The following is a 13,456-nucleotide window of genomic DNA, read 5'->3' on the forward strand; positions in this document are numbered from 1 at the left end:
CTCGCCTAGACGATTGCGTCAAGCATTGCCAGTTCATCGGCGGTCAACCGCGTCGCAGCGGCGATTTCCGCTGCTTGTTCCGGACGTCTAGCTCCGACCAATGTCGCCGCCACGCCGGGCTGAGAAGCCGCCCAGCCGATCGACAATTGGGCAATCGTTTTGCCGGTCGATTCGCGAATGCCTTGCATCTTGTCCAGCACATCGTGGGCGTGCGATCGAGCGTCGCCTTGGAAGACTTCATAGTTCGGCCGACTGTCGCCTTCGGCAAACACGTGATCGCGAGCGATTCGTCCGGCCAACAGACCCTTCATCAACGCCCAATAAACGTGGACGTCGTACCCGGCCTTTGCGGCCGCGGGAATGAAGTGATCTAGCGATTGCCGTTGCAACAGATTCAACGGGCACTGGACCGACGAACATGCGACTGCACCGGAGAAACGTCGCAACTGGTCCTCGTCCACGTTGCAGACACCGACGCGAACCGCTAGTCCGCGATTCATCAGATCGCCCATCGCTTCCGCTGAAGTTTCGATGGCGACACTCGGATCGGGCGAATGCAACATCAGCAGGTCGAACTTTTCGATTCCGATTCGCTTGAGCGATGTTTCGGCATCGGCGACCAATGTCGTGGGTTGCCCATCGACAACTCGCTTGCGATCAGCCGACCAGCGTTGGCCGACTTTGCCCGTGACGGCAAACCGATCGCGGTCGCCCCGGAGGTAGCGTCCCAGAAGTCGATCGCTCTCGCCGTCGTAGCCGTAGCTGAACGCGGTATCAAAAGCTGTGATGCCGCCATCGATGGCCGCGGTCATCGTCGCGTCAGCGTCTTGGGAGGTGACACCGATGGTTGTGACGCCGGCGAGGGGCCAGAGACCGAAAATGACGGGAGATGACATGCGGATCGTATTCTTGAAGGCTAACGGCGGATGATGCAAAGGGCTTCCATCATCAGTTGCACGCCGTCCGTCATCAATCGCAAATCACCAACGAAAGAAGCTTGGCGGACATTTCCGCCAAGCTTCAAATGGTTATTTTCGCGTGTGGCGACTCCAAAGCGGTGTTCCGGACTGCTTTTCGAGTCGGAGCCGCCGGACGATATTCGCCGCTTAGAAGTCGATGACAACGCCCAGGTCGAGACCATGGACCCACAATCCGTCGTCGCCATCGTTGACGCCGTTGAATGTCGGGTTGGTGAAGTCCGTAACATTCACGCCGTCAACCATCCGGTCGATGGTGCCACCGTTCAGGGCGACGTTATCGAAGTAGATGAAGCTGTAGCCGACAGTGAAGGCAACGTTCTTGCGAAAGTTGTATCCGATCTTGAAGTTGGCTTCCGGAGCGAAGGCGAACACGTCGCGTTCAACTGATACGGGAGTTCCGTTCGGATTGACACCGGCAAGTACACCACCGGCCTGCGTGACGGGTGCCACGTTGGAACCGACGAATCGTTCATCGCGTGTCTTCGATCCACGAACGTTGACCATCTGGTTCATGTTACCCAAGTGCACCTTGGTCAACGAACTGACCGTCCAGCAACCGCGTTGCATGATCATATCGAAACCGATTTGACCACCGTTGAACTCGTTCTCGGTGTCGAATTGATCGACAAACGATCGCGACAATCCGGCCGGGTTTCCGCCGATGGTGATCAGGTTGATCGTTTCGCTGCGAATGCTCAACGAATCGTCGATGTTGAAGTGCGAGTAACCGCCGATCAAGTCCACGTTGCAGTGCTGGCCGCGTCCCAAACGCAATCGTGCGTAGGCTTCAGCCGCCATGATGTCCAACGAGCTTTCCGCTTGCAAGTTGCCTCGGAACCGACCCGCTTGATTGATTTCAATCGCATCTTCGCCAGCAACACCAGGGCTGGTGTTGAAGAACGATCGACCGACCGAAGGTCCGGTGCCGTTACCGTTGTAGTTGAAGCTGTCACCGCTGTCGTCGAGCATCCAGAATCGACCGCCGATTCCGACATGGTCCGACAACCAGACACCGCCGTCAACTCGGAAGCCGGCCGACAATTCGTTTTCGCCTTGGCCGCCGAACAGCGTTGTGACGCCCTGTTGTCCGATGGACGGCAAAGTACCTGTCGGTGCACCCAGCACCAACGGTGCGGTATCGCGAGGTTCGACGAACCACAACAATGCTTCGAGCGAAGCCCATGCGTTGGTGTCGCAGGAGTTAAACATTTGATTCATTCGACGCCCGACACCGCATCCGCCGCCACAAGACGACGAACCGCATCCGCAGTCGTTCATGCTGATCGTTTCAACGCCACAAGCTCCACCGCTTGGTCCGCAACCACAGTCATCGCCGTAGTAGGTGACTGGTTGCAGCTGGGATGCTTGGACGGGTGTGTAGGCCGCTGCGTGAGCCGGTGTTGAAACCGATCGTCGACGCGGGGCTCGAGTGACCACCGATCGTTCGGTGTGACCAACCGGAGCAATTTGCTCGGCGGCCTCTTCGTTATCGTAAGCGACCGACTGGTCGGCTTCGAAGGTTTGTTCATCGGCATAAGCGGCGTCTTCATCAAAGTAAGCATCTTCGCCGTAACCGGGAAGATCTCCGATGATCGAGGTACCGTTGTCTGCCATCGCCATGCTAGAACTTGAGAGCAACATTGCCGTCAGAGCCAGCTTCTTAAATTTCGTTTTCATAGAACGTCTCGTACAGTCCGGGAACACTGATTGACTGGTATAAGACGATCGACTGAATCCACCGCTATATGCAGCACGGTCGTCAGAGGCAGAACACCTCGTCTAAATTGCCTACCTTGACGGCCGAAAGCGTCAAGCTTTGCCTAGTATCTCCAATGGTTGCTGTAGAATGCATGTTTCACGATATTTGAAGCCTTGAACGAGGTTTTTCACCCTCACTTTGCCGTCAACTTTTCAACGTTTTTCACGAAGTGGTACCGATGTCGGCTGGAAAAACGAACTCCGAGACGCCCTCACAGCCCGAACCGCTCGATTCTGCTCCGCCGCGCTCCGGTGAACTGATCGATGCCGACGTGCCTGCTATCGCGGGCGCCCCTGCACCCAATCCAACCGCCCCCGATCCACCGGCCGCGAATTCGGACGACCAAGCCAACAAGCGAAGGTCCAACGACACCGGACGGACGCTGTCGATTTTGTCGCGGCAAGGATTCCGGCCGAAGCTGTTTCGCTGGAAACGCCAACTCGCCCAAGTCAACGCATTCGAGTCGGTGTTGATGAAGGAACCCGATACGGATCTGCGGAAGCGTTCGCTCGCGATTCGGTACCGGGCGATGGCGGGCGAGAAATTGACGGCCATTTTGCCGGAAGCGTACGCGTTGGTCCGTGAAGCCGGGCGTCGGGCTTTGGCCATGCGTCACTACGACGTCCAAATCATTGGTGGGATCGCGTTGTTTGAAGGGCACGTCGCCGAGATGCAAACGGGCGAAGGCAAGACGTTGACCGCAACACTGCCGCTTTACTTGCACTCGTTGACCGGCAAGGGCGCCCACTTGGCGACCGTCAACGATTACTTGGCCAAGCGGGACGCCGAATGGATGGAGCCCCTGTTTGCGATGTTGGGCGTCGATGTCGGCATCATCCAAACGCCCGACGACCAAACGTCTCGGCGAAAATCGTATTCCGCGGCGATCACTTACGGCACGGCAAAAGAATTCGGCTTCGACTTTTTGCGCGACCGGCTGTTGCTGCGAGCCCAAAACCGACTGCAAACGGAAATGCTAGGCGATGGCGGCGGCGGTTTTGGCGGCAGCGGTGACGAGATCGTCATGCGGGGCATGCATTTCTGCTTGGTTGACGAAGCGGACAGCATTCTGATCGACGAAGCGCGGACGCCGCTGATCATTGGCAGCATCGAAGACAACGTCCGCGACCAAATCGTCCAGACGTACCGTTGGGCTTCGGATACGGCCACCCAATACGAACAGGAAGAGCACTTCACCATCCATCCTGACACCAAACAGATCGAACTGACGTCGCGCGGACGCCAGAAAGTTCGCGCACTCCCCAAGCCGGATTTGGTGCGAACGATGGGCTTGGTGGATCTTTACGAATACACCGAGCGGGCGATCAAAGTGCACCGCGAGTTCATTCTGGATCGCCAATACGTCGTTCGGCCGGGCGACAAAGGCGTCGACGAGATCGTGATCGTCGATGAATTCACCGGTCGTTTGGCCGAAGGGCGAAAGTGGCGGGACGGCATCCACCAAGCGATCGAGTCAAAAGAAAACATCGAAATCAGCGTGCCGACTGGCCAAGCGGCGCGTATTACCGTTCAAGACTTGTTTCTTCGCTATCCGCATTTAGCGGGAATGACAGGTACGGCCGCAACCAGCGCCAGCGAACTGCGACGGATCTATCGAACGCCGGTATTGCGAGTCCCCACGAACAAGCCGCCTCAGCGGAAGCGAATGCCCGACCGCGTGTTCGGCACGATGGAACGAAAGTTTGAAGCCATTGTCAAGGAAATCCAAGAAATCCACGACACCGGTCGGCCGATCCTGATCGGAACCCGCTCGATCGACAAAAGCGAGTTGTTGTCGAGGAAACTGGACGACCTTGGAATCGCACACAAAGTGCTGAACGCCAATAACGTCGCCCAGGAAGCCGAGATCGTTGCTGACGCGGGCGGTCATGGCCGCGTCACGGTGGCAACGAACATGGCAGGCCGGGGAACCGACATCAAATTGTCCGACGGTGTCGAACGACTAGGCGGCATGCACGTGATTTGTACTGAATTGCACGATGCCGCTCGGATCGACCGGCAATTGATTGGGCGTTGCGGCCGGCAAGGCGACAGTGGATCGTATCGCCAATACCTGTCCCTCGATGACGACATCTTGAAAACAGGATTGGGTATCAAGAAGTCCGACCAATTGAAAGATCAGGGCGCCGCCACCGCCGGTTCCGTCGACCGGCTGGCCCGTTTGTTCCGGAAAGCCCAGCGGAAGGTCGAACGCAAACACTTCCGCGACCGGATGGTGCTGATGCACCACGAAAAAGAACGCAAGAAAATGCAGCGTGAAATCGGCCAAGATCCGTATCTGGACACACCAGACTAACCGGGCAACCCGATGTGGATCCACGACTCTGCTCGCGGGACGTAAGCTGCAAAGCAGCTTACGAAAGACCACCGTACACCCTGCGAACAGAGTCGCACGGCCACGCAGGGCGATCCGAAATCGATCTTAGAGCACGAACCCGTCTTCGATCGTTGCGTTCTTGATCACGATTGGGATGCCGTCGCGAATCTGCACCGACTCTTCTTCGCCAAAGTCGACGACATTCTTGTCGTTAACAATCGTCACATTCTTTCCAATGCGGCAATTCTTGTCCAAGATCGTTCCAATGATCGTTGATCCGTCGCCAATGCCGACTGTCGTCTTGCTCGAAGCTCTGTTTTCGATGTGATCGGCGCCCATCATGACCGTGTCTTTGATCGTCACATTGTCGCCGATCACCGATCGCAACCCGATCACACTGTTTTCGATCGTCACGTTGTCACCGATGCGGCAACCGTCGGCGATCAAGCTGCCGTGGATTTGGGTCTTGCCCATGATCGTTGGTGGCAGGAATCGCGGACGGCTGTAGATTGGCGCTTCACGATTTCGGATATCGAACGGCGGATTCTTTCCGGCGAGCGAAAGGTTGGCTTCGTAGAAGGCGCGAATCGTACCGATGTCTTCCCAATATCCGTCGAACAAGTGCACTTGGACCTTGTGTGACTTGATCGCCGCCGGAAACACTTCCTTGCCAAAGTCTTCGTGGTCGCTGTTGCGCAGCAGATCCACCATCGCGTCTTTGTTGAAGATGTACAAACCCATACTGGCCAAACAATCGCGGCCTTGGCTGGGGATACCGCGTGCATCGATCCAAGCCGGATCCATACGAACGAGGTCGAGTTCGGCGTCCGTCTTTGGCTTTTCGACGAAGCCCTGCACGCGTCCGTCGTCATCGACCTGCATGATGCCAAGAGCCGATGCGTCTTTGCGAGACACCGGAATGCCTGCGATGGTGGCGACGGCGCCCGATTCGATGTGCGTCTTCATCATCTCGCGAAAGTCCATGCGATACAGTTGATCGCCCGACAGGATCAACACATGCTCGATCCAATCCTCTTCCAGGTGGACCAAGTTCTTTCGGACGGCATCGGCCGTACCTTGATACCAATCGGTACCCTCGTCGACCGTTTGTTGAGCGGCCAAGAGTTCAACGAATCCGCCGCTGAAGTGGTCGAAGGTGTACGTTTGTCGCAGGTGCCGGTGAAGACTCTCGGACAAGAACTGGGTCAACACATAGGCTCGATTCAAGCCACTGTTGATGCAGTTGCTGATCGGGATGTCGATCAAACGATATTTCGCGGCCAATGGCACAGCAGGTTTGGCGCGGATTTTCGTCAACGGGAACAGTCGTGTACCGCGACCACCACCCAAAATTAATGCAATCGTTTTCGACAGGTCCATCGTGCGGCTCTCTTGGTGGTGGAATCTTGATGAGGATGCGGCGACGCGTCGCCAACGCGGTTGTTTTAACGGGGCCGCGTCGCTGCCGAAAGCAGCGATGCGTGACGTTTACCAATACTTCTCGAAACGGATGGATCCGGCGCCAATCGAATCGTGTTCATCCGAAAATCCGGCATCGCCCAGAACTTGTAGCATGCCGGGCGTCGCAGGCGGATCGGCGCCCGGAGGAACGTATCCGATCATCGACGGGTTCCCACACAGGAACACGTGGGTGTTCGCAGGCGATAGCGGATCTTCAGCCAATTCCGCCAAGCGCCCCGATGTGAAGAGCGATTGGAGATATTGCTTGCCGACATAGCCCGGATGCGACGGGTCCAGGTTTTCGGGGTCGCGCGTCGTGAAACTAAGGTAGCGATAGTTCGCGTACTGGCTCATCAGCAACGCGTGTTCTTTCGCGTAACCGAGGTCACGCCGCTGGCGGACGCTGGTCGCGTTGATCACTTTGCCTTGATGACCGTTGGCCAACAAATGGGCACTCATGGCGTTGTGAGGTGCTTCGCCCGTACCCGTTCCCAGCATCAACACAGTATCGCCAGGGTCAATTTCGCCCAACACGTAGTGCCCCGTGATCTTGCGTTGAAGTTCCAACCGGCCCCCCGCGTCCAGCATGAACAAGCGCGGCGTCAACACCGGTGGCTTTTTGTGTTCGTCATCGGCGCGGCGAACCAGCGTGACATAAAATTCGAGGTAGTCGATCGAGTTGACCGGCGCTATCACTCCCGCCGAATCGAGCAACGGGCAGGAAATCGAATACGCCCGTCGGCCCAGTTTGCGAAGTTTGTTCTCGGGGACCATTTCCGTTTGCGTCCCGGGCAATCGGGGTTCCCAGTTGCCCATTCCGATCGCCACGTATTGCCCCGGATCAAACGGTACAGTCGGTTCGTCGGGCCGAATGCGGAACCGGGCCAGATCGTCATGGACGTCGATCCGCTCGATGACGGTTGCGTTGTAATGTGTCTTTCGCAGACTTTCGGCCTCTTCGGCGTCCAGCTGAGCCGGTTCAATCGTGTCGCTCAAGTTTCATCCTCCGCGGATCGGTTCCGTAACGTCCCTGCACGACATCGATTTTCGGGCCGCGGCAAAGACTTGGCGAAAGTCACTGTCGCTGGCCGCATTCGAGTCGCATTCTCAATATACTGGTTTGCACGGGAGGTGATGTCGCCTCCCAGTTGCTTTTTATGGCTCGACCTCCCCCCAAGCCCGTCGGTGCTCGACCGTTGGCACATGGCTCGAATAAGATCTTGAAATGCTAAACCTTCCATTCAAACGACTTCGTTTTCTTGCCACCGGGATTGCCTGTGCGGGTTTCGGCATGGCCACGATCGGTTCATCCACGGCCAGTGCCGAGTCTTGGACGGATTTGCGTGGGACGCGCACGATCGAAGCTCGCATGATCGGAATGTGGGGTGACAACGTGATGTTGGAATTGCAAAACGGTAACCGCGTCAGCGTTAATATGAATGCGCTGCGCAGCGAGAGCCGGATCCAGGCTCAACAACTCAGCCGCGAACTCAAACGGACTCGCGGCGAACGCGTCGCCGAACTCCAGGGGCAAGCCATCGAGGCTGCGGCGCCGGCGCCCACGCCCATCCCCGTGCCGCCCCCGGCACCGGCCTATGTTTTGCCCACCGCGGACACGACCGTCGATGCTTGGTTGAAACAGATCGAATCGTCCGTTCGCGATGGGCACGTCCGAGCCATCTATGACGCGCTGCCACCGAGTTATCGAGCAGACGTGAATGAGATCGTCAAAACAGCGGCCGAAAAGATGGACGCGGAAACATGGCAATCCACCGTCGGGACATTGCATCAACTGGGTGACTTGATCGTCACCAAACAACGTTGGTTCCTGTCCAGCCCGCGAATCAAGAATCTTCCGCCATCCGAATTCGATACCGTGAACGAAGAAGTCATGACGTTGGCCGGCGCGCTAAGGATGGGACTTGCCCCCGACGTGACCAGCTTGAACCAACTGCGTTCGAAGCCATTCGATCAATGGCTTAGCACTTTCGATAAGGCGTCGTCCTCATACATCGCACAACTGTTTAACGACGTCGGCGGATTGAGTTCGCGAACCGTCACCGTGGACTCGACCAAAGACGACACGGCGATCGTTTCGATTGATCAGGGCGGCAAGAAGTCGAGAGTCACATTTACCAAGGTCGAAGGCTACTGGGTTCCCAAGTCGTTGGCCGACAATTGGACGACCTCGGTCGCCTCGTTGAAACAATCCGTTGCCGACGAACCTGCCGCGACGCTGTTGTCGGCTGTGATGCCGTTCACATCGTCGCTGGCATCGATGACCGGACCGATGGCGACCGCATCAACTGCTGACCAATACCACTTTGCGATGGAAAGCATTTTTACGTCGACGCAAACCTTGGAATCCGGTTTGACTTGGATTGGTGGAATGCTGGGCAAAAAACTTAGCATGACCGGCAGTTCGCCCTATGGAAACAACGGCTATTCCAATAGCTACGAAGAAGAAATGATGATGAACGACTACGACCCCGAAGATATGGCCCGGCAACGCGCTGAAATGGAAGGCGGACGTTGAAAAGCGTTGCCATCATCGGTGGGGGGCTGACGGGTCTGGCGACGGCTGTTTCGTTGCGGTTGGTCGCCCCCACGATCGAGGTCACCGTTTTCGAATCAGGCAACCGGACCGGGGGCGTCATCCACACCGAATCGGTCGATGGGTTCTTGATCGATCACGGCGCGGACATGTTTGCGACCAAACCGGGCGACGCATTGGAATTGTGCCGCCGACTCGGCGTCGAAAACAAATTAATCCTGCCGCAAAGCGACCGTCGCGGGGCCCGGATCGTTCGACACGGCAAATTGGTCCCAATTCCTGACGGCTTCGTCTTGATGCGCGCGACGAAGCTGTTGCCAATGCTGACGACGCCGCTGTTATCGCCGCTGGGAAAGCTGCGTTTTCTTTGCGAACGGTTCGTCGGATCCAGCGAAGAAGTCGGACGAGACGACTTTGATGAATCGATCGAAGCGTTCGTGCGTCGTCGGATGGGCCACGAAGTGCTCGATCGAATCGTCGCGCCTTTGTCGGCGGGCATCTACACGGCCGATATCACCAAGCTAAGCATGCGGGCCACGATGGGCCCGATCGCGGAAATGGAGCGGCAATTCGGGTCGCTCGCCCGCGCAACTGCGGCCCGACGTCGCTCGGGTGAAGACAACGTTGAACGCGGAAGCACCGGCGCCCGATACGGACAATTTCGCGCCTTCGCCGGTGGCATGATCGAACTGATCCGCTCGCTGACCGACGCGCTGCCGCAAACCTCGGTTCGCTTGAACTTGCCGATCAAGAACCTGGTACCCGAAAATGATCGTTGGAATGTCGTCACCCAAGCAGGCGAACGTTTGACGTTTGATCATGTGGTCGTCGCTACGCCGCCTCGCGTCGCGGCCAAGTTGGTGGAAACGGTCGCGCCGTTTGCCGCCGAGCAATTGGCGATGATCGAGTCAGCTTCCACCGCAATCGTAGTGATGGGAGTTCGCGACCGGGATATTCAACGTGACATCAACACGTTCGGATTCGTCGTACCGCTATCCGAAAACCGAAAAATCCTGGCCGGCAGTTTTGCCAGTCACAAGTTCGCCGGTCGCGCTCCGGATGGACACACGCTTGTCCGTGTTTTCGTCGGCGGCGCGATGCAACCGGAATTGCTGGATCAGGGCGACGACGAAATTGTCGCTATGGTGCGACAAGAACTTGCGGAACTGATCGGATTGACCGGCGAACCGATTGTCACACGCGTCGTCCGCTGGAACCATGCGATGCCACAGTATCACGTCGGTCACAACGAACGCGTGAAACAGATCCGTGAATCGATCGAGTCCGTGCCGGGATTGAGCGTGATCAATAATGGACTCGGCGGCGTGGGCATCGCACCCGTCATCCGCGCGGCCGACAAACTAGCCCTGTCGATCGCCAAGAAATGATCTGCCTTGATCAGGCAATGCGACGGGTGTACGAGGACGCCACGGCCGATCCCTTTAACGAAACCGATCGGTCCGTCAACGGATAGCGAATCTTTGACATCACATTGTGCATCGCCACCGCATCGCGGAAACGCTTGCTTGGTTTGGGGTCGATGGCTTTGCGAATCATGTCTACAAAGTCCTTGGACAAACCGCGGCGGAGTCGGTTGTAGCCGGGCATTCGATCAAACGGATACTCGGGAATATCGCCGGCAAACAAACGATAGATGACAAGACCGAGCGAAAACACGTCGCTGCGATAGGTCGGCTTTCCCATCGCTTGCTCGGGCGAAATGTAGCCCAGCGTGCCTGACCCCGACACGTCGTGGTCGCCGCGTTCGATCCGTGCCAATCCGAAATCCGTCAACTGGATCACTTGGTCGGGAAACAGAATGAAGTTTTCAGGCTTGATGTCCCGGTGCAGAATATTTTTTTCGTGAGCATAGGCAACCGAGCTGATCATTTGGACGGCGTAGTCCATCGCGGTGGCCCTGGACAATCGTCGCGTCAGCCGATCGCCCAACGTCTCGTCACCCAATGGAAAGACGACAACGAAGTGTCCGTTGATGACTCGGGCGTCCTTGAGCGGCAGAATCGACGGATGCTCCAATTTGGCCATGATTCGCACTTCACGCTGCAGATCATCAAGCGACTGCTCGTTGCTTGAATAAGCATTGTGCGGAATCTTCAAAGCGACCTTGCGGTCTTCGACCAAGTCCTGAGCCGCGTAAACCGTCGCGAAGCCGCCTTCACCAAGTCGGCGAACGATTCGGTACTTGTCCAACCGACTACCCACACGAAGCGAGGCCGCGGCACCGTCATCACTCCGGAAAACCTTCAACGACTCAGCCACGGGCAACCCATTCAATCGCGGTAGAACATTCACGTGGCCCTAAGTGCCACCCCGCGTTTGATCGTCAACCTAGGTCCGACATCCCCACCTTTTTCGACACCACCGGGTCGATCGATGCAACCGGTTGTCGGCACAACCGGGAACAACCCGCATAGCTTGACGCTTCAATCGAGGCGTCGAAACATTAACAACCGCATCTCGGCGACTTCCGCGCCCGGCACCTCTATCGCTCGCAAACGTAATGTGCCGCGACCGGGCTCCAAACGAATCGATCCCAGGCTCATCGGTTTCCAATCCTTGACATAGCTTTCCGGCCGCAAATCACGATCGTTTTCCATTCCTCGCAGGGGAACGTCATTGGGTTGGTCGATGGTCGCACGGATCGTCTGATCGTTCAGACTCAATTCGATCACAGATCCCTGTGAACCGTTCTTGCATGCGTAATACATCGTGACCTCGTGGTCGCCGTCGGCAAGCACATCGACGTCCCAGGTGATCTCACCAGTGGTGTCGACCCAGTTTTGCATGAACGTGCAATTGGGAAACTTGTTGCTGTGAACGACTCCGCCATGGCCCGCCGCGTCTCGTGCGGGCAACTGGTTGAACTTCGCATCGGGATGTCCCAGCGTGATCGGGCGAGTTTCCCGGTGGTTCGACTTCAGCGGTTTCAGTTCGTCAAGGAACTGATTCAGCACGTTCCCCATTCGCTTGGCGATCTCTGGTTGTTCGTTGCGCAAATCGACGTCTTCGCGAGGATCATGGTCGATATCGAATAGACTGCCATCGGCGTGGACACGATGGCTTTCGCTTCGGAGGCTGTACTTGCCGTTCCAAGCTGCAAACAGCATCCGATCCTGGTCGCCGGTGGGCCGGTTCGAAAGCTCAGCCACCATCGAACGACCGTCCAGCGGTTTCGGATACACAGCTCCGATTCCCGAAAGATCCGCCAGCGTCGGCAATAGATCGATCGCGCCCATGATCGGCGTGACTTTGGTGCCGGCCTGGATCACGCGAGGAAACCTCACCAACATCGGCGACCGTAAACCCCCTTCATTTGTCGATCCTTTGCGACCGCGAAGCCCGCCGTTGTACCGAGCACCGTTGGGGCCGTTGTCGCAGAAAAAGACCACGATCGTGTTGTCGGCAAGTCCTGTCGCATCGAGATGCTTCAGCAGTCGGCCGACATTGTGGTCAATGTTTTCGCACATCGCCAAAGCAGCGCGAGTGTGATTGTCATTCTGCCTTTTCGCATTTTCTTTCGCCGGATCGGAGACCAGCGGTTTGTCTTTGAACTTGTCCCAATACGGATCGGGAACCTGCATCGGCGCGTGCGGCGTGTTGAACGGCAGATAGACAAAGAACGGGCTCGCCGTGTGATCGCTGATGAAGTCGATCGCATGATCGGTCAAATCGTCGACCAAGAAACCATTACCCGTCACAATCTCGCCATTGTGTTCCAGCATCGGCGAAAAATAGTCACCCCAATGACCGCTGCAAAATCCGTAGTAGTCGTCAAAGCCACGGGCGTTGGGGTGATAGGGAAACTGCATCCCGCTGTGCCACTTTCCGTAAGCTGCTGTCGAGTAACCGGCCGTTTTGAAAACATCGCCGATTGTTTGCTCGTCCGCATTGATTCGCTCGCCGCCCGACGAAGTGCTGTAGACACCGCTGCGACTGTGATAACGGCCCGTCAAGAATTCTGCGCGTGTCGGCGAGCAAACCGAGCAAACGTAGAAGTTCTTCACCTCGGCCCCGTCACGCGCCAACGAATCGATGTTCGGCGTGGAAAGGTTAGGGTTGCCATTCAAACTCAAGTCGCCCCACCCCTGGTCGTCGGTAAGAATCACGACAACGTTGGGACGCGCGTCGGGTGCAACGGCTAACACATCGCTGGACGCATCATTCGTTGCAAAGCAAATGGCACACGCCGCAACGACTACTTGCGAGAAGATCCAAGTCGGTTTCGAGATAGCGGGAATGATGGTGGACATGGGCTGGCTCAGAAGGTAGTTCCGCGGATGAATTCCAACGGCCCAGTCTAAGTGATCCTGACCGCGCTCGCTGTTCGTGGCCGTCGTTCCTGT

Annotated in this window: 9 protein-coding genes; 3 read left to right on the top strand and 6 right to left on the bottom strand. The window is 57.0% G+C overall.

What is annotated here, in order from left to right; genetic code table 11:
* Positions 1-5: 5 nt before the first annotated feature.
* Both Poly51_RS00175 and Poly51_RS00180 read right to left on the bottom strand, forming a co-directional pair.
* A complete protein-coding gene (locus tag Poly51_RS00175; RefSeq protein ID WP_246114177.1) occupies positions 6-896 on the bottom strand; it encodes an aldo/keto reductase in 891 nt (296 codons plus the stop codon).
* A gap of 210 nt (positions 897-1,106) precedes the next feature.
* The gene (locus tag Poly51_RS00180; RefSeq protein WP_146453343.1) at positions 1,107-2,657 is read right to left on the bottom strand and encodes a BBP7 family outer membrane beta-barrel protein; all 1,551 of its coding nucleotides are present in this window, start codon (positions 2,655-2,657) and stop codon (positions 1,107-1,109) included.
* Positions 2,658-2,917: 260 nt separating this feature from the next.
* Between Poly51_RS00180 and Poly51_RS00185 the strand changes: the two genes are divergently transcribed.
* Positions 2,918-5,056 carry a preprotein translocase subunit SecA gene (locus tag Poly51_RS00185; protein WP_146453344.1) on the top strand — a complete coding sequence of 713 codons (2,139 nt, stop codon included), beginning with the start codon at positions 2,918-2,920 and terminating at the stop codon, positions 5,054-5,056.
* Between the two features lie 126 nt (positions 5,057-5,182).
* Here the strand turns inward: Poly51_RS00185 and Poly51_RS00190 are convergent, their stop codons facing one another.
* Positions 5,183-6,457, bottom strand: a complete 1,275-nt coding sequence (locus Poly51_RS00190; RefSeq protein WP_146453345.1) for a glucose-1-phosphate adenylyltransferase — start codon at positions 6,455-6,457, stop codon at positions 5,183-5,185.
* 108 nt (positions 6,458-6,565) lie between these two features.
* Complete coding sequence (locus tag Poly51_RS00195; protein ID WP_246114178.1) at positions 6,566-7,534, bottom strand: ferredoxin--NADP reductase; 969 nt, start codon at positions 7,532-7,534, stop codon at positions 6,566-6,568.
* 229 nt (positions 7,535-7,763) lie between these two features.
* On the opposite strand from Poly51_RS00195, the gene Poly51_RS00200 reads away from it, so the two are divergent.
* Positions 7,764-9,074: a hypothetical protein gene (locus tag Poly51_RS00200; RefSeq protein WP_146453346.1), complete on the top strand. Its 1,311-nt coding sequence runs from the start codon at positions 7,764-7,766 to the stop codon at positions 9,072-9,074.
* A complete protein-coding gene (gene hemG, locus Poly51_RS00205; RefSeq protein ID WP_146453347.1) occupies positions 9,071-10,480 on the top strand; it encodes a protoporphyrinogen oxidase in 1,410 nt (469 codons plus the stop codon). The genes Poly51_RS00200 and hemG overlap by 4 nt, the downstream gene beginning before the upstream one ends.
* A 10-nt stretch (positions 10,481-10,490) precedes the next feature.
* Here hemG and Poly51_RS00210 read toward each other — a convergent pair whose 3' ends face one another.
* Positions 10,491-11,372, bottom strand: coding sequence for a serine/threonine-protein kinase (locus tag Poly51_RS00210; protein ID WP_146455031.1), 882 nt, complete (start codon positions 11,370-11,372; stop codon positions 10,491-10,493).
* Between the two features lie 164 nt (positions 11,373-11,536).
* Entirely contained in the window at positions 11,537-13,363 is a 1,827-nt protein-coding gene (locus Poly51_RS00215; protein WP_146453348.1) for an arylsulfatase, read from the bottom strand.
* Between the last annotated feature and the right edge of the window lie 93 nt (positions 13,364-13,456).

The organism is Rubripirellula tenax (genome assembly GCF_007860125.1).
Lineage (GTDB): Bacteria > Planctomycetota > Planctomycetia > Pirellulales > Pirellulaceae > Rubripirellula > Rubripirellula tenax.

Coding starts and splice junctions, on each gene's coding strand:
- Poly51_RS00185 (WP_146453344.1), top strand. CDS start 2,918: ATGTCGGCTGGAAAAACGAACTCCGAGACGCCCTCACAGCCCGAACCG.
- Poly51_RS00215 (WP_146453348.1), bottom strand. CDS start 13,363: ATGTCCACCATCATTCCCGCTATCTCGAAACCGACTTGGATCTTCTCG.
- Poly51_RS00175 (WP_246114177.1), bottom strand. CDS start 896: ATGTCATCTCCCGTCATTTTCGGTCTCTGGCCCCTCGCCGGCGTCACA.
- Poly51_RS00190 (WP_146453345.1), bottom strand. CDS start 6,457: ATGGACCTGTCGAAAACGATTGCATTAATTTTGGGTGGTGGTCGCGGT.
- Poly51_RS00200 (WP_146453346.1), top strand. CDS start 7,764: ATGCTAAACCTTCCATTCAAACGACTTCGTTTTCTTGCCACCGGGATT.
- Poly51_RS00180 (WP_146453343.1), bottom strand. CDS start 2,657: ATGAAAACGAAATTTAAGAAGCTGGCTCTGACGGCAATGTTGCTCTCA.